Consider the following 19559-nt stretch of genomic DNA (forward strand, 5'->3'; position numbering starts at 1 on the left):
CATCGTCCCCGAACTCCCCAAAACCCGCAGCGGCAAAATCATGCGCCGCCTCCTGCGAGACGTCGCCGAAGGACGCGAACTCGGCGACACCTCCACCCTCGTCGACCCGAGCGTCTTCGAAGCGATCCGGGCGAGCAAGGACTGACCGCGCGGCGCTGGGCACGGCTGGTGGCGGGCTCCGTCACCAGCCGTGCCCGTTAAGATTGCGTCAGGTGTGCCGGGAAGTCTGGTCGGCGAGCGGTCGCGCACGCGTACGCCGGCTCCGGCCGAGTGCAGCGTCCACTCGGCCCGACCACCGCCCGAAAGGTTTCCCGTGATCATCCAAGTGCGCTCGGAACTGTCTCGCTACCTGCGCACGGAAACCGTCGGAGGCACACTGCTTCTGATCGCCGCGGCGACGGCGTTGCTGTGGGTGAACTCGCCGTGGGGAGCGAGCTACCTGACGATGACCGAGACGGTCGTCGCGATCCCACGACTGCATTTGGAACTGACCCTGGCCGACTGGACCAAGGACGGTCTGCTCGCGGTCTTCTTCTTCGTCGCGGGCCTTGAACTCAAACGCGAACTGGTCGTCGGCGAACTCGCCGACCGCAGGCGCGCCGCGCTGCCGGTCATCGCGGCGATCGGCGGTGTGGTGACCCCCGCCCTGATCGCGGCCGTCGTCGGCTTCGGCGTCCCCGGCATGGAGCGCGGCTGGGCCATCCCGGTCGCCACCGACATCGCGTTCGCGCTCGCCGTGCTCGCGCTGACCGGTTCGCGCATCCCGGCGGGCGCGCGCGTGTTCCTGCTGAGCCTCGCGGTGGTCGACGACCTGATGGCGATCATCCTGATCGCGGTCCTGTTCACCACGACGGTGTCGCTGCTGTGGCTGCTCGCCGCGGCCGGATGCTTCGCAGGCTGGGCGCTGGGGCAGCGCGCTCGAATCGGTACACCGTTGCTCTATGTTCCGCTGGCGCTGGTGTCCTGGTACGCGCTGCACGAGGCGGGCATCCATCCCACCTTGGCCGGCGTCACGCTCGGCCTGCTCACCCGGGTGCGCCCGGATCCCGGAGAACGACAAGCGCCCGCCACCCGGCTGGAGCACCTCTTCCAGCCGGTCTCCGCCGGGCTGTGCGTTCCGCTGTTCGCCCTGTTCGCCTCCGGAGTCCCGTTGAATCCCACGGTGTTCGGCGAGTTGTTCACCGACCGGCTCGCCCTCGCCGTGATTCTCGGGCTCCTGATCGGCAAACCGCTCGGCATCTTCGGGATGAGCTGGATGGCAATCCGGTTGGGCATCGCGACCCGCCCCAGCGGGCTCGGCTGGCGGGACATGTTCGCCCTGTCGGTGCTCGGCGCGATCGGGTTCACGGTTAGCCTTCTCGTGGCGGAACTCGCGCTCGCCGATGTCGCGGACGGATCCGCCGTCGAGTTGGCGAAAGCCGCTGTGTTGGTCACATCAATGGCGGCGTCGCTCGCCGGTTCGGCGCTACTGTTGCGGCGTGGGCGTGTCCACCAGGCTCGGCGGGACGCCCGTGCGCTACAACGTGAACAATACGGCGGCGCGAGCGATTCGCCCGGAGGCGGTAGCCTGCGTGACCACGGAGGGCACCGGGAGCGCCGCCCATCGAACGGGAGTTTCAGCAGTGCCGGGACAGGGAGAAGGGTCGACCAAGTGAGTTTCAACCACGGCGGTAACGGGAGCGACGCGGAGCGCGGTCGTACGGTCACCTCCATTCCTCTCACGGACGCCGATCCGCTCGGCTCCGCGAGTTTCGGAACCCTGGTCCGTGACGCAGCCGAGCAGATGTCGACCCTGGTCCGCGCCGAGGTCGAGCTGGCCAAGGCCGAGGTCACCGGCGAGATCAAGAAGGGCCTGCAGGGCAGCGTCTTCTTCATCCTCGCGCTCACCGTGCTGTTGTTCAGCACCTTCTTCTTTTTCTTCTTCCTCGGCGAGCTGCTCGACGTGTGGCTGGCGCGCTGGGCGGCCTTCCTGATCGTCTTCCTGCTGATGATCGCGGCGACCGCGGTGCTGGCGTTCCTCGGGTACCGGCGGGTGAAGAAACTGCGCGCGCCGGAGAAGACGATCGACTCGCTCAAGCAGGCGCGCACGGTACTGCCGCACGGGCTGGGCGCTTCCGCGCACGAGGATCGCCTCGTGCTGGAGAAGCGGACTTCCTAGGCGCGTTCACGAGCCGATACGGCGGCTACTAGGCTCGATCGGCGTGTCGGCGAACTTGCTTCCGGATCCGTCCAGCGTCCGTTACGACGGACGGTGGACCCATCGGGACGTGCACGCCAACGGCATTCGATTCCACGTCGTGGACGCGGCGCCCGAGCGCTCCGATGCCCCGCTGGTCGTGCTGCTGCACGGCTTCGCCGACTTCTGGTGGTCCTGGCGTCACCAATTGACCGGCCTGGCCGAGCTCGGCTACCGAAGCGTGGCCGTCGACCTGCGCGGCTACGGCGACAGCGACAAGCCGCCGCGCGGTTACGACGGCTGGACGCTCGCCGGTGACGTCGCCGGGCTCATCCGGGCGCTCGGCTACACCGAGGCGACGCTGGTCGGGCACGCCGAAGGCGGATTGGTCTGCTGGACCACCGCGGTGCTGCATCCGCGACTGGTGCGTTCCATCGCGCTGGTCGGCTCGCCGCATCCGTCGGCGCTCAAGAGCGCCGTGCTGCGCAACCGCCGCCAGCGCGCGGCCTGGCTGCCGAACTTCCTTCGCTACCAGTTGCCCCGCTACGGCGAGCATCTACTGACCACCGCCGACGGCTTCGAAGTGGAACGACTGCTACGGCAGCGGGTGAGCGCGGGATGGGCGGGCACCGCCGAGTTCGTCGACACCGCACGACGCATGCGGTCGGCGATTCGCGTTCCCGGGGCCGCGCATTGCGCGCTGGAATACCAGCGCTGGGCCTTCCGCAGTCAATGGCGTCCGGACGGCCGCCGGTTCATGGCGACCATGCGCGAACCCATCCACATTCCGGTACTGGCGATGCGCGGCGAGCTGGACGCGTACGTGCTGCCGGGGACCTTCCGCCGCGACCTCCATCTCTCGCCGGAACGGCGGCTGGCCGGTATCCCGGCGGCGGGCCACTTCGCTCACCAGGAGAACCCGGACGCCGTGACCACGGAGCTGGCCAAGCTTCTCGCCTGAGCCGCTGACACCCGCCCCGGCCACGCGGATGCGTGGCCAGGGCCAGCGATTCAGCTGAGTACGCAGGCGCCGGTATCCACCGGGGCGCCGACTCGTTCGGCCGCGTCGAGCTGGGCGCGGACCTCCGCCAGCGTGAGCACGTACCCGGTGTCGTCGTCGGTGACGGCGGCTCCGAACACAACGCCGAGCACCTGCCCTTCCGTATCCACCAGCGGGCCACCGGAATTGCCCGCCCTGACCTGGCCGCGAACGGTGTAGACCTCACGCTCGACGGTGCCGTTGCGGTAGATGGTCGGGCCGGTGAGATCCAGCGTCTCGCGTACCCGGGCCGCGCTCGCGGTGTACGGTCCGCCGCCCGGGTACCCGAGCACGACCGCGCTGTCACCCGAGCGGGCGGGTGCGGGCGCACGCGGCACCACCGGGGCGGTGAGACCGGGCACGGCGAGCACCGCGACGTCCTTGGACGGATCGAACAGCACGACGTTGGCGTCCAGCGGGCCGCGCGGGGTGTCCACCGCGACGCTCGTGGTGCCCGCGACGACGTGGGCGTTGGTCATCACGCGCTCCGGCGCGATCACGAAGCCCGAACCTTCCAGCGCCCGCTGGCAACTCGGCGCGACGCCCCGGATGCGCAGCACGCTCTGCTGCAGGGACGCGGCGACAGGGCTGGCCAGCACGCTCGGATCCGGCGGTTCGACGGCCGCGATCGGCGCCCGCCCGAACGGCCCGATCACGTCCGGCAGGCCGGAGGTGTTGAGCAGCTTGGAGAACTCGTTGGGCAGCTTGCGCAGCCAGTTCGGCGCGACGTCGTTGACGTCGGCGAGCACCCGCGAGCCGTTGATCGCGGTCGCGATGGCCGGCTGCGAGGAGGTGGCCAGCGGCAGCGCCAGCAGCCACGCGGTGACCAGCACGGCGACCGCCTGCAGCACCGCGCCGACCACGCTGTCCACGCTGCGCGTGAACGGATGACGCATGCCGCTGCGCGCGGCGCGTCCCAGCACCATGCCCGCGACTTCACCGACGATCACCAGCACCACGATGAGCAGCACACCGGTGAGCACCCTGGTGCGGCCCTCGTCGACGTGCAGCAGGATGTGCGGCGCGATCAGGATGCCGGCGACCGCGCCCAGCACCACGCCGAGAAAGGCCAGCGCCGAGGCCACCGCGCCCTGCCGCCACCCCGAGGAGGCGGCCAGCAGCGCGAGCAGCACGACGGCGATGTCGAGCCACGCCGATGAGCTCATAACGTCATCCCCACGGCGGCCAAGGCGGTCTCCAAATCACGAACGTCGTCGTGGTCCCACTCGCGGTCCCAACCGGAGGCCTTGCTGATCCCGGCGAGGATCCCGCCGGTCAGGCCCCAGACCAGCATCCCGTCCACCTGGAACGCCGGGCTCTGGTAGCCGAGGGTGCTGCGGACCAGGAAGCGGTTGGCGGGATCGAGCAGCTGCGCCAACGGGACGCGCACGACCCGCTCGGTCTCGCCCTGATCGACGACCCGCACCGCGCCCGGCGTGCGCCAGTACGCGAGGACCGGCGAAACGTCGAAACGGGACGGCGGCACGAACAGCTTCGGCAGCACCGCGTACGGCTCCACGCCGAACCGGTCGAGACCGGTCTCCTCGCAGGCCTCGCGCAGCGCGGTGTCTATCGGCCCGGCGTCGTCCGGGTCCACCGCACCGCCGGGGAAGGCGACCTGCCCGCGATGCTGGCGCATGGTGGAGGCGCGCTGGGTGAGCAGCACTTCCGCGTCGGCGGGCAATCCGCCGGGTGCGGCCGGGTCCGGCTCGGGCGAGCCGCCGAACAGCACGAGCACCGCGGCTTGACGCGGCTTCGAAGTCAGGGTCATGGCGCGGCGCAGCGCCCGCGCCCTGGTCAGGGTGTCAGCGCTGTCGGCGACCGGCTCGGCCGAGCGGGTCAGCCATTTCGGGATGTCGGGCGGCATTTCGATGCTCATCGCACACCTCCCCCGCGCATTCGCCCACCGAGCCGCGTGCTCGCCCGCACCGTCACCTCCACCATCGATTCGTCCACCCGCGTTGTCATGCGGCCACTCCGAGCTTGCCCGCCACCGTGTTCGCGATGTCATCCACCCCGTCGAACGCCCGCACCACGACGTCGGCGACCGAGCCGTCGGCCCGCACCAGCACCGAAATCGGTAACACCGCGGGAGCGCCGACGGCCGTGCGTACCCGCGCGTCGGCGTCGAGCACGCCGGGCAACTGAACGTCCAGTCCGCGCAGCCGCGACAGGGCCTTGGCCTCATCAGGGTCGCTGTGCACGGTCAGCACGGTAATCGCGTTCCCGGCGCGTCGCGCGTATTGCTGCAAATACGGCAACTCCTCAGCGCACGGTGCGCACCAGTAGGCCCACAGGTTCAGCAGGGCGGGCTTGCCCGCCAGCGCGGCGGCCAGGTCGACGGGCCTGCCGTCCGCCAGGCAGTCCAGAGTCATCCCGGCCAGCGGACCGGTTCCGGTGGCGGCGCCGCTCGGGCAGGCGGGCAGACCGGCGGCGGCGCGCACGTCATCGGAAACGCCGGGGGTGCTGGGAGGCGACTGCCGCCCCGTCGTCTCGTCGTCGTCGCCGCGCGGCCACACCGCGACCGCCAGCGCCACCACCACGATCAGACCGGCCAGTGCCCACCGCCACGCATGCCCCGCACTCCTTCGGCCCGAGGGCTCCGGGCTCACCGGCCCACCAGCTCGAGCAGATGCTCCCGCTCCGGCCCTTTCACCAGCTTGGCCGCCGCATCCGGATCGGTCGGCCCGATCCCGAACGACGGGCAGTCTTTGGCCAGGACGCACGCGCCGCACGCGGGCTTGCGGGAATGGCACACGCGCCTGCCGTGGAAGATCACCCGGTGGGAGAGCATCGTCCATTCCTTGCGCTCGATCAGCGCGCCGACGATGTGCTCGACCTTCACCGGATCTTCCTCGTCGGTCCATCCCCAGCGGCGCACCAGGCGGCCGAAATGAGTGTCGACCGTGATGCCGGGCACCCCGAACGCGTTGCCGAGGATGACGTTGGCCGTCTTGCGCCCGATGCCCGGCAACCGCACCAGTTCGGTCAGGGTGTGAGGCAATTCACCGTCGTACTGCTCCAGCAGTGCTTGGCCGAGGCCGATCAGCGAGGCGGCCTTGTTCCGGAAGAACCCGGTGGGCCGGATGTATTCCTCCAGCTCCGCGCGGTTTGCCTCGGCGTATGCGCGGGCGTCCGGGTAGCGGGCGAACAACGCGGGCGTGGTGAGATTCACGCGCTCGTCGGTGCACTGGGCGGAAAGTATTGTCGCCACCGCCAATTCGAGCGGTGTGGTGAAATCCAGCTCACAGTGCGCGTCGGGGAAAGCGGTCGCCAGTTCGCGGTTCATCCGGCGCGCGCGGCGGACCAGCCCGAGCCGGGTTTCCGCCTGTCGCGCCCTGATTTTCCGTTTCGGAGCCGCGGCGGTGGCCGGCGGCGTTTCGGAGGGCTCGGAGCCGGGCGGAAGCCCGTTCCCGGCGGCGGTGGAGGGGGAGACGCGCACGCGTCCACCATACGGAACCGCCGGACAACGTTGCCCTTCCAGTTCAGTTGCCGTGTTCCATCTGAGACCTCGACGGTGTTTACTGCTCGTCATGCAAGGACTCGCTGTGGTGCTCTTCCCAGTGGTGCTGATGCTGTTCGCACTGGGTATGGAGCGGGTCGAGAACCGGCTCCGCAAGCTTCTCGAACCCGACGAAGAGGTTCAGCAGTACCTGGACAAGGCAAGCAATGCCGAGGTGAAGGAGCTGACGAAGCTCGGTTTGCCTGCCGCTGTGGCGCGGATGCGCAAGCGTCGCTCTCGCGGCGAGGAGCTGGACGTGGCCCGCGCGAGCTGACGTGGCGCGAGCGTCGCGCAATCCACTCGTTACGTGGTGTCCGTCACTACGCTGTAGTGACGCCGCGTAGACTGCGCTGTTGGCCGAGTCGCTTCGGTCCAGTACAGAGCCATTTCCCATAAGGAGCACATTCGTGGACGAGGCCCTCGCCAGAGCAGGCATCTTCCAGGGCGTCGAGCCCACTGCGGTGGCCGCCCTCGCCAAGCAACTTCAGCCGGTGGATTTCCCGCGCGGCCACGTCATCTTCAACGAGGGCGAGCCGGGCGACCGGCTGTACATCATCACGGCGGGCAAGGTGAAGATCGGACGCCGCTCGCCGGATGGCCGCGAGAACCTGCTGACCATCATGGGCCCGTCCGACATGTTCGGCGAGCTGTCGATCTTCGACCCGGGCCCGCGTACCTCCACCGCCACCACGGTGACCGAGGTGCGCGCGGTGACGATGGACCGCGACGCCCTCAAGACCTGGATCGATCAGCGGCCCGAGATCGCCGAGCAACTGCTGCGCGTTCTCGCCCGCCGCCTGCGCCGCACCAACAACAACCTGGCCGACCTGATCTTCACCGACGTCCCGGGCCGGGTCGCCAAGGCGCTGCTGCAGCTCGCGCAGCGCTTCGGCACCCAGGAGGCGGGTGCGCTGCGGGTCACCCACGACCTGACCCAGGAGGAGATCGCCCAACTGGTGGGCGCCTCCCGCGAGACCGTGAACAAGGCGCTCGCCGACTTCGCGCATCGCGGCTGGCTGCGTCTGGAGGGCAAGAGCGTGCTCATCTCCGACTCCGAGCGCCTCGCGCGCCGCGCACGGTAACGCACGGAACCTATACGGCGACGCCGGGTTCAGCGCTCCACTGAACCCGGCGTTCTGTCGTTCTGCTATCCCTGCGCGCGCAGGTAATTCAGCTGAGCCTGCACCGAACTGCGCGCGGCAGGCCACAGCCGCTTGTCCACGTCCGAGTACACCCGCCGCACCACCGCCATCGCACCCGCATCCGGGCCGAGCGTCCGCAGCGCCTCCCGCACCTGATCGAGGCGCTCGTGCCGATGAGCGATGTAGTAGCGGGCGACCGGCTCCAGATCCGGGTGATCCGGACCGTGGGCGGGCAGCAACGCCTTGCCCTTGCCCGCCTCGACCAGCCGGTCCAGCGAGGACAGATAGTCGGCCAGGGTGCCGTCGCTGGAGTCCAGCACGGTGGTTCCCGCGCCGAGGATGGTATCGCCGGTCAGCACCGCGTCGTCGAGGAGGAAACTCACCGAGTCGGCGGTGTGGCCCGGCGTGTGCAGCACGGTGATCCGCAAGCCCGCCGCCTCGATCACCTCACCGTCCTCGAGGCGGGCGTCCGAGCCCCGCAGGAAGGCGGGATCCTTGGCTCGCACCGGCGTGCCGGTCAGCGAGACCAGCCGATCTATACCGCCGGTGTGGTCGTGATGGCGGTGGGTGATCAAGGTGAGGGCGATCCGGCCACCGGTGGCGTCGGTGATCGCGGCGCTGTGCGCTTTGTCTTTCGGCCCCGGGTCCACGACCACACAATCCGACCGTCCGGGGGCGCGAAGGATCCAGGTGTTGGTTCCCTCCAGGGTCATCTGCCCCGGATTGTCGGCGAGCAGCACCGCCGCCGTTTCGGTGACCTGCCGGAGCTGCCCGTAGGCGGGGTGTGTCAACGTCATCGCAAACCTCGGATAGAGATGGAGCCGGTAGTTCCGGTCTAGCGCACCTCGGCGATGAGTTCGACTTCGACCGGGGTGTCGCGCGGAAGTTCGGCGACGCCGACGGCCGAGCGCGCGTGCTTGCCCGCGTCACCGAAGACCTGCCCCAGGAACTCCGACGCGCCGTTGATCACCACCGGCTGATCGCCGAAGCCCGGCGCCGATGCGACGAACCCGACCACCTTCACGATCCGCACCACCGCGTCCAGCCCGACCAGGTCGTGCACCGCCGCCAGCGCGTTCAGCGCGCACAACCGCGCGGCCTCCTTGGCCGCCTCGACCGAAACCTCCGCGCCGACCTTGCCGACCGCGGACAATCGACCGTCTACGAACGGCAGCTGGCCGGAGGTGTAGACGAGCGACCCGGTACGGATCGCGGGAATGTAGGCCGCGACCGGGGCCACGACCGGAGGCAGGGTGAGTCCGAGTTCGGCGAGATTTTTCTCCCACTGGGTCACTGCGTCACCCTCCTCTACTTGGGCCGCTTGAGGTAGGCGACGTGCTGCTCACCGGTCGGGCCGGGCAGCACCGTGACCAGCTCCCAGCCGTCGGCTCCCCACTGGTCGAGGATCTGCTTCGTCGCGTGCGTCAGCAGCGGCACGGTCGCGTACTCCCACAAGGTCGTATCACTCATGTGCGAGAGCGTAGCTCTGTTGAATTGCGGCGACTGCGTCGCGGCGTGTTCGCGGCCTTCGTGTGGCTGGAGGCACAGGTGGGAGCCGGATTCTGTCTGGTACAGCGGCGCGCCGGGACCGGGGAGTAGCTGGAGCCCTCGGACGGCATCGGGTAACGAGTTATAGGCTCGCGATCGTGGGAGTACCAACAGCAGTGCCGCTTTCGGCGGAGCCGGGACTGGACACAAGGTGGCCGAAGCGCGCTGAGCAGGCCCGCTTGCACTACGTCTCCGGCAAGGGAGGCACGGGCAAGTCGACGGTGGCCGGGGCCCTGGCCCTGGCGCTCGCCGCGGGCGGACGGCGCGTGCTGTTGGTCGAGGTGGAGAGCAGACAATCGATCGCGCAGCTGTTCGACCTGCCGCCGCTGCCACCGACCGAGACACGAATCGCCACCGCGGACGGCGGCGGTGAGGTGGTCGCACTGGCGCTGGACATCGAGCACGCGTTTCTCGAATACCTCGACATGTTCTACAACCTCGGCTTCGCGGGGCGGGCGATGCGCAGGATGGGCGCCATCGAGTTCGTCACCACGATCGCGCCCGGTCTACGCGACGTCATCCTGACCGGCAAGATCAAGGAATGCGCGGTTCGCGTGGACAAGTCCGGCAGGCGGGTCTACGACGAGATCGTGGTCGATGCCCCGCCCACCGGCCGGATCGCCGGGTTCCTCGACGTCACCAAGGCGATGGCCGAAGTAGCCAAGGGCGGGCCGATCGCCTCGCAGGCCGAGGGCGTGTCCAAACTGCTGCACTCCGACCAGACCATGATTCATCTGGTCACGCTGCTGGAAGCGCTGCCGGTGCAGGAAACCACGGACGCCATCGCCGAGCTCACCGCCGCCGACCTACGCATCGGCACCGTCATCGTAAACCGGGCGACCGAAGGCCAGCTCCCAGCGGACCTGCGCGCCCGGGCCGCTCGGGGTGAGCTGGACGCCGACGCCGTCCGCGCGGGCTTGGCCGCCGCGGGGATCGACCTCTCCGACAGCGATTTCCAGGGCCTGCTCACCGAGACGTTCGAGCACTCCGCCACTCTGCAAGCACAGGACGACAGCGCCGAGGAACTGGCCAAGGTCGACATCTCCCGGCTCTACCTGCCCGCCCTTCCCGACGGAATGGATCTGGGCGGACTCTACGAACTAGCCGAACACCTCACCGCACAGGGAGTCCGATGAGCACGCCGACCCACCCCCCGGCTGCCTCGCTCGATGTTTCGCGGATCCTGGCCGACCCCTCCGCCCGCGTGGTGGTCTGCTGCGGCTCCGGTGGCGTCGGCAAGACGACCACCGCCGCCGCCATCGCGCTGCGCGCCGCCGAGCAGGGACGCAAGGTCGTGGTGCTCACCATCGACCCCGCGCGCAGGCTGGCCCAGTCACTGGGCGTCGCCGACCTGGGCAACAACCCCCAACGGGTGGCGCTGGGTCCCGAGGCCAAGGGCGAGTTGTACGCGATGATGCTCAACATGCGCCGCACGTTCGACGACATGGTGCTCGAGCACACCAGCGGGGAGAAAGCGGAGCAGATCTTCGCCAACCCCTTCTATCAGACGGTCGCTTCCTCCTTCGGCGGCACACAGGAATACATGGCGATGGAGAAGCTGGGCCAGCTGGCCCACCGAGGCGAGTGGGACCTGATCGTGGTCGACACCCCGCCCTCGCGCAATGCCCTCGACTTCCTGGACGCTCCCAAGCGACTGGGCAATTTCCTCAACGGCCGGATGATCCGGGTGATCATGGCTCCCGGCCGCGGCGTCACCCGGTTGGTGACCGGCGCGATGAGCTTGGCGGTGCGCGGTGTGTCCACCGTCGTCGGTGGTCAGATGCTCAAGGACGCGTCCAACTTCCTGCAATCGCTGGAGTCGCTGTTCGGTGGCTTCCAGGAACGGGCGGAGCGGACCTTCGCGATGCTGTCGAAGCCGGGCACGCACTTTCTCGTGGTGGCGGCGCCGGAACCGGACGCGCTGCGGGAGGCCTCGTTCTTCGTCGATCGCCTCTCGACCGAGAGAATGCCGCTGGCGGGTCTGGTGCTCAACCGCACGCATCCGGCGCTGAGCACGCTGCCGGCCGATCACGCCCTCACCGCCGCCGACCAGGTGGCGGACTCCGATCCGCTCACCGCGGCGGTGCTGCGTGTGCACGCCCGCCGGGTCGCCACCGACAAGCGGGAGCAACACCTGCTCCACCGCTTCACGGGCGCGCACCCGCGCGTGCCGATCGTCTCGGTCACCGCGCTTCCGTTCGAGGTGTCCGACCTCGACGCGCTGCGCGTCGTCGGCGATCAGCTCACCGGCACGACCCGCGCGACCGCCTGATACTTAGGCGAATCCGCTATTGCTCCGAACGAAAATAGTGGTCCTGAAACGAAACTGAGCCCGCTCGCGCGGGCTCCGTTTCGGTTTTGCCGGTCTACATCGACCTCCATCGACCTACATCGCCACTTGATGCTGACGCTGGGCCTGGAAGAAATCGGCCCACGAGGTCACTTCCGGATGCTGCTTCAACAGGGCGCGGCGCTGCCGCTCCGTCATGCCGCCCCACACACCGAACTCGACGCGGTTGTCGAGCGCGTCGGCACCGCACTGCATGAGCACTGGGCAGTGCCTGCAGATCGTCGCCGCTTTGCGCTGCGCCGCGCCGCGGACGAACAACTGATCGGGATCCACTTCCTTGCATCGGGCCTGGGCTACCCAGGCGATCCTTGCTTCGGCCTGCTCCACGTCCAATCGAGCGATGGGGGTTGTCATGTGCATTTGGTGTGCCCCTTTGCAGTCCGAACACCGGGTCAACGGCGCTCCAGAATCGCGTTGTCACCACGCAGCACCCAAACCCCGCTGCGAAGTGCACCACATTCCACTTTGAGTGTTAGCTCTATCACACTGGGTTCTCAATCTAGGTAAAGGTATGGCGCTTGCGCAAGACCACCTCGAGATTTTTTGGTACGTCCGTCCCTGCAAAGCCGGGCCCGCACTGGACGGGCAGGCAGATTGCCCATGGGCCGTCGTACGACACGCCGAGCGCGATCGCGCGACACGCCCATTCCGGTTCGCGAACAAGCAGTTCCGGGCTCCGGACAAACGCCGCCAAGAACGCTCGAATGGCAACCCGTAGTCTTGTTTCGTGCCGATCACACATACGCTCGCGCGGCTGGCCGGCAGCTGCGTGCTGGCCTCCGTGCTCGTCGCCGGGTTGTTGTTCCCGCTCGCCGGCGGCTTCGGGTTCGTCTCCAACCGTGCCGCCGACGCCGTCGACAACGTCTCCGCGGAGCTGGTCGAGGGAACGGTGCCCGCGGTCTCGACCATGGTCGACGCGGCGGGCAATCCGATCGCCTGGCTGTACGAGCAGCGCCGATTCGAGGTCCCCAGCGACCGGATCTCCAACGACATGAAACTGGCGATCGTGTCCATCGAGGACCGCCGCTTCGCCGAGCACGAGGGCGTCGACTGGCAGGGCACGCTGCGCGCATTCCTCACCAACACCACCAGCGGCGAGGTCCAGCAAGGCGCCTCGACACTGGATCAGCAGTATGTGAAGAATTTCCAGCTACTGGTGGTCGCCAAAACCGACGCCGAGCGCCGGGCCGCCATCGAGACCACTCCGGCCCGCAAGATCCGGGAGATCCGGATGGCCCTGACGCTGGACCGCGAGCTGACCAAGGACGAGATCTTGACCAGGTACCTCAACCTGGTCCCGTTCGGTAACTCCTCCTACGGCATCCAGGACGCCGCGAAGACCTACTTCGGCATCGACGCGGCCGAGCTGAACGTGTCGCAGGCCGCGATGCTGGCGGGCATGGTGCAGAGCTCGTCCAAGCTCAACCCCTACACCAACCCGGACGGCGTGCTGGCCAGGCGCAACACGGTGCTGGACACGATGATCCAGAACATCCCCAGCCGCGCCGAGGAGTTCCGCGAGGCCAAGACCAAGCCGCTGGGCGTGCTGCCGGAGCCCAAGGGCCTGCCGCGCGGCTGCATCGCGGCCAACGACCGTGGCTTCTTCTGCGACTACGCGCTGCAGTATCTGGCCAATTCGGGCATCAGTCGCGAGCAGATCGAAAAGGGCGGCTACCTGATCAGGACGACCCTCGACCCGGCCGTGCAGGACTCGGTGAAGCGAGCGGTGACCGACGCGGCGAACCCCGATCTGGACAACATCGCAGAGGTCATGTCCGTGGTCGCGCCGGGGCAGGACTCGCATCCGGTGCTCGCGATGGCCAGCAGTCGCACCTACGGCCTCAACCGGGACGCGAGCGAGACCGTGCAGCCGCAGCCGTACTCGATGGTCGGTGACGGCGCGGGCTCGATCTTCAAGGTGTTCACGACCGCCGCGGCCATGGAGAAAGGGCTCGGCATCGACGCCCAGCTGGAGGTGCCCGGCCGGTTCGAGGCCAAGGGCATGGGTAACGGTGGTGCGCGCGGATGCCCGCCCGCCACCTACTGCGTCGAGAACGCGGGCCGGTACAAGTCGCCCATGTCGGTGACCGAAGCGCTGGCAACCTCGCCGAACACCGCCTTCGTCAAGCTGATCCAGGCCGTCGGCGTCACCCCGACCGTGGACATGGCGGTCCGGCTCGGTATGCGCTCGTTCACCGAAGCGGGCAGCTCGGGCCACGGCAACCAGAGCCTGGCCGACATGATCAAGGACCAGAACCTCGGCTCGTTCACCCTGGGCCCGGTCGCGATCAACCCGCTCGAGCTGTCCAACGTCGCCGCGACGCTGGGTTCCGGCGGCCGATGGTGCCCGCCGAACCCGATCAAGGAGGTCATCGACCGCCAGGGCAAGCAGGTGCCGCTGACGCAGCAGGCTTGCGAACAGGTCGTCGAGCCCGGTCTGGCGAACACCCTCGCCAACGCCATGAGCAAGGACGACACCTCGGGTACGGCGGCGGCCGCGGCCCAGTCGGTGGGCTGGAACCTTCCGATGGCGGGCAAGACCGGTACCACCGAGAGTCACCGCTCCTCGGCCTTCCTCGGGTTCACGAACTCGCTCGCCGCCGCGGTGTACGTCTACGGTGACAGCCCGACTCCCGGTGAGATCTGCTCCTTCCCGCTGCGCAACTGCGGCGACGGCAACCTGTTCGGCGGTAACGAACCGGCGCGCACCTGGTTCAACGCGGTCAAACCGGTGATACCGCTGTTCCCGCCGCCCGCACTGCCGCCGCTGGACGACAAGTACGTGCGCGGCGCGAACAACGCCCAGGTGCCCGACGTCGTCGGCATGCCCCAGGGTGAGGCGACCGCCAAGCTGGTCGCGGCGGGCTTCCAGGTGTCGCCGGTGACCGGCGCGGGCGATCGTCCCAAGGGCACCGTGATGGGTACCGCGCCGAACGGGTCGGCGATTCCCGGCTCGGTGATCACGCTGTACATCAGCGACGGCACCGTCCGGGCCGCGCCGCCGCCGGGCCCGCCGCCACCGCCGCCGGGATTGCCGGGGCTGCCGCTACCGCCGCGGCTGCCGCCGATCCCGATCCCGATCCCGATTCCGCGCTGAGCATGAGAAAGGGGCCGCGAACCACATGGTTCGCGGCCCCTTTCTCGCTGTTGTCCTACAGCCGCGCTTTCACTGCGGCCGAAACGCGTGAGCCGTCGGCCTTGCCCGCGGCGAGCCCGGTGGCGATCTTCATGACCTGGCCCATCTGGCGCATCCCGGGACGCTCACCGATCTCCTCGGCGACCTGCGCGATGGCGGTGTCGGCGAGATCGGCCACCTCGGCGTCGGTCAGCTGGGTGGGCAGATACTCTTCGATGATGCGCGACTCGGCATGCTCGTTCGCCGCCAGTTCGCCGCGCCCGGCCTGCGTGTACACCTCGGCGGATTCGTTGCGCTTCTTCGCCTCCTTCTGCAGCACGGAGACGACCTCGGCGTCGGTGAGTTCACGCGCCTGAGCGCCGGCGACCTCAGCGGTCTGGATCGCCGACAGCAGCATCCGCAATGTGGAAAGGCGCAGCGTGTCCTTGGCTTTCATCGCGGCGGTCAAGTCCGCGCGCAGCTGCGATTTGAGTTCCGACATGCCGCTCACGGTAGCCGCTGCGGCGCGGCGGTCCCACTACATTTGCCGCGTCGCGCGAATTCCCGTCGCGAACGGGGCGCTTGTGCGTAAACACACTCGGCGCTCCCGCGTGAGGTCACCTATGCTGGGCAAATGCCCGTGATCTCGACCTCTGCTGTCCGCACGACCGCGCTGGGAGCCGCCGGGGCCGCGGTGGCCGGAATCGGCTACGCCTCGCTGGTCGAACGCAACGCCTTCGTCCTACGGGAGGCGACCATGCCCGTGCTGGCGCCGGGGTCGTCGTCGCTGCGGATGCTCCACCTCAGTGACCTGCACATGATGCCGGGGCAGAAGCTCAAGCAGCAGTGGCTGCGGGAGCTGGACCGGCTGGAACCCGACCTGGTGGTCAACACCGGCGACAACCTCTCGCACCAGAAGTCGGTGCCCGCGGTGGTCCAGGCCCTCGGCGGATTGCTCTCCCGCCCAGGCCTTTTCGTTTTCGGCAGCAACGATTACTTCGCGCCGGTGGCGAAGAACCCGCTGAAGTACTTCAAGAAGGATCACCGCCGCACCTACGGCGCGCCGCTGCCCTGGAAAGACCTGCGCGCGGCCTTCACCGAGCGCGGTTGGCTCGATCTCACGCACGTGCGCCGCGATCTGGAGGTGGCGGGCATCCGCATCGCCACCGCCGGTGTCGATGATCCGCACTTGCAACGCGACCGCTACGACACCGTCGCGGGCGCCCCGAACCCGCTGGCCGATCTGCGGATCGGCCTCACCCACTCCCCCGAGCCCCGAGTGCTGGATCGCTTCGCCGAGGACGGCTACGACCTGGTGCTGGCCGGGCACACCCACGGCGGCCAGCTGTGCCTGCCCGGCTACGGCGCACTGGTCACCAACTGCGGGATCGACCGGTCCCGGGTGAAGGGTCCGTCGAAGTGGGGTGCGCACACCCAGCTGCACGTCTCCGCGGGCGTCGGCACCTCCCCGTGGGCGCCGTACCGATTCTGCTGCCGCCCGGAGGCGACCTTGTTGACGCTGGTGGCCGCGCCTCCGAAGCGGCCGGTGGCCGACACGGGCCACGGGGTGTCGGCATCGGAGGCCGTGGCCCGCTAAGGTCCCCTGCCGAGACGTGTGGCAGGTAGGGGACAACTGTGAGTGGATTCGACGACCGGCGCGGCCCGACGAACCCGGGGCGGCCCGCCGGGCCACCCACGGCAGGGCAGCAACCCATCGACCGCCCGCATCTCGTGCCCGTACCCGCCCCGGACGACGCCGATGCCACGTGGCGGCCGAACCTCGTGACGCCTCCGATCGCACCGGACCGATCCGACGTCCCGCCACCGTCGTCGCAGTGGCAGCCGGGCGGGTACGACGAACCCCCGCACCCCGCTGTCACGCCCTGGCAGCGTGGTGGGCAGGAACAATCCTCCGGCCATGATGCTGGGCAGCGTCCTGTGGATCCGAACGAGCATGCCCCGACGTCCCGGTGGCAGCCGGAAGCCGGAGGCGCGCCGTCTCATCCTCGGCAGCCCGACCCCACCATGCAGTGGCCACCGAACGACGAGACCGCGCCCACCCTTCAGTGGCGACCCGGCGGGCAGAGTGACCCCGCCACGTCATGGGCAGGTGGTCCGGCGTCGAACACTTCCGGACAGGCCGATCCGACCATGCTCTCCCAGTCACTGGAGGGCCCGCAGCCCGGACGCGACGACCCGACCGTGCTCCGCCCGTCTCTCCGACCGGCCGGGCAGTGGCCGCCGCAGTCCGAGCCGACTCCCGTCGCGCCCGGGCGCGACGATCCGACCATGCTCGGGCAGCCGCTCGGCGCGCTCGACCAGCCCGCTCCGTTCGGGGGGCGGGGGCCGAGTCCCGGCGACGCCGCGCCGACCCTGCTCGGCTATCCGAGCGCCGACCGGTTCGGCCGACCGGCGCAGACCTTGCAGTGGCAACCACCGGGAGGACCAGGGCAGTACGGCGCCGCGCCAGGTGGTCGGTATCAGCCCTACGGCCCCCATGACGGCTTCGGCGGACCGCCGCCACAGCCGAACCGTCCGGGCGGGAGCGGCAAGGGGAAGATCGTTCTGTCGGCCGGTCTGGCCGTACTGCTGGTGGCGGGTCTCGTCGCCGGCGCGGTGGCCTTGACCACTATGAAGACAGACGATCCCGCACAGGCCGGCTCGCCCTCGATGGTGAACGCGCTCACCACTACGGCGGGCTCGCCCGCCCGGACGACGACGACCAAACCAGCCCCGACGACGACCGCGCGGGGGCAAGGCGACAAAACCCCGCTCATACCCGGCTACCAGGTCGTACGAGCGCCCGACAGCGGCGCCGCCTACGACGTGCCCGCCGACTGGACGATCGCCCCGCAGAACACCATCGGCGGCTTCGGTGAACCGCCGAACGCCGTCGTGGGTAAGGGCTTGGCCAGCGAAGGCAAGGGCTACTGCCCCGGCTCCACGCGAACCGTCGCTTTCCTCACCGGCTCCGACACCTCCGACCCGGGTCGAGCGGCAACCGAGCTCGGCACGCGGACCGCCACGCTCGCCTACAAGGCCACGCCCGGCGGCACACCGGGCCTGCCCATGCCGTTGGCGTCGCTGGACGGATCCCAGCACGGCATGTTCGTGGAAACCAAAGGCACCGTCGCCGACGCCAAGCCGGGTTGCGCGAAGGCGTACTCCGTCTACACCGCCGCGTTCCCCAACGACAACGGCACCTTCGTCATGGTGATCGCCGCCGACACCGGCGTCCCGAACGCACTCGACGCCGAGACCGCCAAGCGCATCTTCACCAGCATCCGCCCCCTCGCAGGCTGACTGACCTGCCGGTTTAACGTCTCGCGTCCCCCTGTTGTAAGCTACTCCAGGTTCGCATCACGGGGTGTGGCGCAGCTTGGTAGCGCGCTTCGTTCGGGACGAAGAGGTCGCAGGTTCAAATCCTGTCACCCCGACTCGTGGTTGAGACGACGGGAAGGCCCCTGACCAGTACGCATGGTCAGGGGCCTTCTCCGTTGCCAGGGACACCCGGAGTGATGCCGATGCCGGTAGGCAGCGAAAAGGCAGCATCAGCCCGGAATCAGCTCACCAGGACGCCATCGGAGCCCTTCTGTGGACGGACGGTGCGGAGGCAGCGAACTCGCGGCACTCCGCGCGGCGTGGATCGACCGGTGCAGACCGGCCGCCGCTGTGGCCGCCGAACCGCTCCCGCTTCCCTTGAACGCCGGTTAGCCTCGGAGCACGATCGACCCAGAACCGAAGGGCAGCAACAGCTATGAACGGACCCAGCCGTCCATCCGCCGCAGTCGAGGGTCTGCTCACCGGCAAGACCGCCGTGATCACCGGCGCCAGCCGAGGTATCGGCCTGGCGATCGCGATCAGGTTCGCGGCGGAGGGCGCGAACGTCGCGATGGTCGCCCGCACGCAGGAGCCGCACCCAAAACTGCCCGGCACCATCCACACCGCCGCGGCTCGGGTCGAGGCCGCCGGCGGCGACGTACTGCCGCTGGTGGCGGACGTCCGCGACGACAGGGCGATGACCGAGGTGGTCGACCAGGTCGTCGATCGGTTCGGCGGCATCGACATCTTGGTCAACAACGCCGGATCGGTCGATCTGACCAACGCCGAGCAGATCGGCATGCAGCGCTACGACCACATGCAAGCCGTGAACCTTCGCGCCCCGTTCCTGCTGTCGAAGCTGGCTCTCCCGCATCTGCGCGTCTCGGCCGGGGCCGGTCGGAACCCGCATATCGTCACGCTCTCCCCGCCGCTCAACATGAATCCCGAATGGGTCGGCAACGGCGTCGCCTACACCGTCTCCAAATACGGTGTCAGCATCGCCACCATCGGTTTGGCGCACGAATTCCGGCCATACGGCATCGCCGTCAACTCGCTGTGGCCACGCACGAAGATCGACACCGCCGCGGTGCGCAATCTGCTCGGCGGCGAGGAAGCCGTCGCCGCGTCCCGCACCGCCCACATCTGCGCCGACGCCGCCCTGCTCATGGTGACCAGCCCCGCCGCGACACATACCGGTCAGCTTCTGCTCGATGAGGACGTCCTCACTGCCAACGGCATCACCGATCTCGACCGTTACCGCGTGGTTCCCGGTGACGGTGCGCTGGCCAACGACCTTTTCGTCGACGCGTAGGCAATACGGCGGCGATCGCGGCCGCCGGTTCTGCTCTCGAAACCGAGAAAGTAC

General features: G+C 69.0%; 19 protein-coding genes, 1 tRNA gene and 1 pseudogene. 12 read left to right on the forward strand and 9 right to left on the reverse strand.

Translation table 11 applies throughout. The annotated features are described in order from the left end of the window. Positions 1-313 precede the first annotated feature (313 nt). From nhaA to M8859_RS31610, 3 genes and pseudogenes are all read left to right on the forward strand, one after another. A pseudogene (gene nhaA, locus M8859_RS31600) lies at positions 314-1522 on the forward strand (Na+/H+ antiporter NhaA); the annotation flags it as partial. Between the two features lie 129 nt (positions 1523-1651). Continuing rightward, positions 1652-2158 carry a phage holin family protein gene (locus tag M8859_RS31605; RefSeq protein ID WP_255466246.1) on the forward strand — a complete coding sequence of 169 codons (507 nt, stop codon included), beginning with the start codon at positions 1652-1654 and terminating at the stop codon, positions 2156-2158. 43 nt (positions 2159-2201) lie between these two features. Further along, positions 2202-3137 (forward strand): alpha/beta fold hydrolase, encoded by a 936-nt coding sequence (locus M8859_RS31610; protein ID WP_159927955.1) that lies wholly within the window; start codon positions 2202-2204, stop codon positions 3135-3137. Positions 3138-3187: 50 nt separating this feature from the next. On the opposite strand, the gene M8859_RS31615 is transcribed toward M8859_RS31610, so the two are convergent. The 4 genes from M8859_RS31615 to nth all read right to left on the reverse strand — a co-directional run bounded on the left by M8859_RS31615 (position 3188) and on the right by nth (position 6558). After that, entirely contained in the window at positions 3188-4381 is a 1194-nt protein-coding gene (locus M8859_RS31615; protein ID WP_195072043.1) for a MarP family serine protease, read from the reverse strand. Next, positions 4378-5094: an NUDIX hydrolase gene (locus M8859_RS31620; RefSeq protein ID WP_195072042.1), complete on the reverse strand. Its 717-nt coding sequence runs from the start codon at positions 5092-5094 to the stop codon at positions 4378-4380. The genes M8859_RS31615 and M8859_RS31620 overlap by 4 nt, the downstream gene beginning before the upstream one ends. A gap of 85 nt (positions 5095-5179) precedes the next feature. Beyond that, positions 5180-5827, reverse strand: a complete 648-nt coding sequence (locus M8859_RS31625) for a TlpA family protein disulfide reductase (protein ID WP_249645371.1) — start codon at positions 5825-5827, stop codon at positions 5180-5182. Further along, a complete protein-coding gene (nth, locus tag M8859_RS31630; protein ID WP_159927980.1) occupies positions 5824-6558 on the reverse strand; it encodes an endonuclease III in 735 nt (244 codons plus the stop codon). The genes M8859_RS31625 and nth overlap by 4 nt, the downstream gene beginning before the upstream one ends. 190 nt (positions 6559-6748) lie before the next feature. Between nth and M8859_RS31635 the strand changes: the two genes are divergently transcribed. Together M8859_RS31635 and M8859_RS31640 are read left to right on the forward strand one after the other, a co-directional pair. Continuing rightward, positions 6749-6991, forward strand: a complete 243-nt coding sequence (locus M8859_RS31635) for a hypothetical protein (RefSeq protein ID WP_062980679.1) — start codon at positions 6749-6751, stop codon at positions 6989-6991. Positions 6992-7124: 133 nt separating this feature from the next. Next, positions 7125-7799 carry a Crp/Fnr family transcriptional regulator gene (locus M8859_RS31640; RefSeq protein ID WP_195072041.1) on the forward strand — a complete coding sequence of 225 codons (675 nt, stop codon included), beginning with the start codon at positions 7125-7127 and terminating at the stop codon, positions 7797-7799. A gap of 65 nt (positions 7800-7864) precedes the next feature. Here the strand turns inward: M8859_RS31640 and M8859_RS31645 are convergent, their stop codons facing one another. From M8859_RS31645 to sp36, 3 genes are read right to left on the reverse strand one after another with little or no spacing between them, the layout of a single operon-like run. Next, on the reverse strand, positions 7865-8656 hold the full coding sequence (locus M8859_RS31645) for an MBL fold metallo-hydrolase (protein WP_159927949.1): 792 nt from the start codon (positions 8654-8656) through the stop codon (positions 7865-7867). A 38-nt stretch (positions 8657-8694) separates the two neighbouring features. Then, on the reverse strand, positions 8695-9153 hold the full coding sequence (locus tag M8859_RS31650) for a RidA family protein (RefSeq protein WP_159927947.1): 459 nt from the start codon (positions 9151-9153) through the stop codon (positions 8695-8697). Positions 9154-9167: 14 nt separating this feature from the next. Then, complete coding sequence (gene sp36 / locus M8859_RS31655) at positions 9168-9329, reverse strand: Sp36 family protein (protein ID WP_085994820.1); 162 nt, start codon at positions 9327-9329, stop codon at positions 9168-9170. A 194-nt stretch (positions 9330-9523) separates the two neighbouring features. On the opposite strand from sp36, the gene bagA reads away from it, so the two are divergent. Both bagA and bagB read left to right on the forward strand, forming a co-directional pair. Next, a complete protein-coding gene (bagA, locus tag M8859_RS31660) occupies positions 9524-10543 on the forward strand; it encodes an ATPase BagA (RefSeq protein ID WP_159927978.1) in 1020 nt (339 codons plus the stop codon). Then, positions 10540-11679 (forward strand): ATPase BagB, encoded by a 1140-nt coding sequence (bagB, locus tag M8859_RS31665; protein WP_159927945.1) that lies wholly within the window; start codon positions 10540-10542, stop codon positions 11677-11679. The genes bagA and bagB overlap by 4 nt, the downstream gene beginning before the upstream one ends. Positions 11680-11793: 114 nt before the next feature. On the opposite strand, the gene M8859_RS31670 is transcribed toward bagB, so the two are convergent. Further along, positions 11794-12117: a WhiB family transcriptional regulator gene (locus M8859_RS31670; protein WP_014981178.1), complete on the reverse strand. Its 324-nt coding sequence runs from the start codon at positions 12115-12117 to the stop codon at positions 11794-11796. Positions 12118-12484: 367 nt separating this feature from the next. Here M8859_RS31670 and M8859_RS31675 point away from each other — a divergent pair, with 367 nt between their 5' ends. Further along, the gene (locus M8859_RS31675) at positions 12485-14854 is read left to right on the forward strand and encodes a penicillin-binding protein (RefSeq protein WP_159927942.1); all 2370 of its coding nucleotides are present in this window, start codon (positions 12485-12487) and stop codon (positions 14852-14854) included. 55 nt (positions 14855-14909) lie between these two features. Here M8859_RS31675 and M8859_RS31680 read toward each other — a convergent pair whose 3' ends face one another. After that, positions 14910-15374 (reverse strand): GatB/YqeY domain-containing protein, encoded by a 465-nt coding sequence (locus tag M8859_RS31680; protein ID WP_159927940.1) that lies wholly within the window; start codon positions 15372-15374, stop codon positions 14910-14912. A 132-nt stretch (positions 15375-15506) separates the two neighbouring features. Between M8859_RS31680 and M8859_RS31685 the strand changes: the two genes are divergently transcribed. From M8859_RS31685 to M8859_RS31700, 4 genes are all read left to right on the forward strand, one after another. Beyond that, positions 15507-16469 (forward strand): metallophosphoesterase, encoded by a 963-nt coding sequence (locus M8859_RS31685; RefSeq protein ID WP_159927938.1) that lies wholly within the window; start codon positions 15507-15509, stop codon positions 16467-16469. A 38-nt stretch (positions 16470-16507) separates the two neighbouring features. After that, a complete protein-coding gene (locus tag M8859_RS31690; RefSeq protein ID WP_249645372.1) occupies positions 16508-18175 on the forward strand; it encodes a DUF8017 domain-containing protein in 1668 nt (555 codons plus the stop codon). Between the two features lie 60 nt (positions 18176-18235). Continuing rightward, positions 18236-18309 (forward strand) — tRNA-Pro (locus M8859_RS31695). 320 nt (positions 18310-18629) lie between these two features. Then, positions 18630-19505, forward strand: a complete 876-nt coding sequence (locus tag M8859_RS31700) for an SDR family oxidoreductase (RefSeq protein WP_249645373.1) — start codon at positions 18630-18632, stop codon at positions 19503-19505. The last annotated feature ends 54 nt before the right edge of the window (positions 19506-19559 follow it).

This window comes from Nocardia sputi (assembly GCF_023501985.1).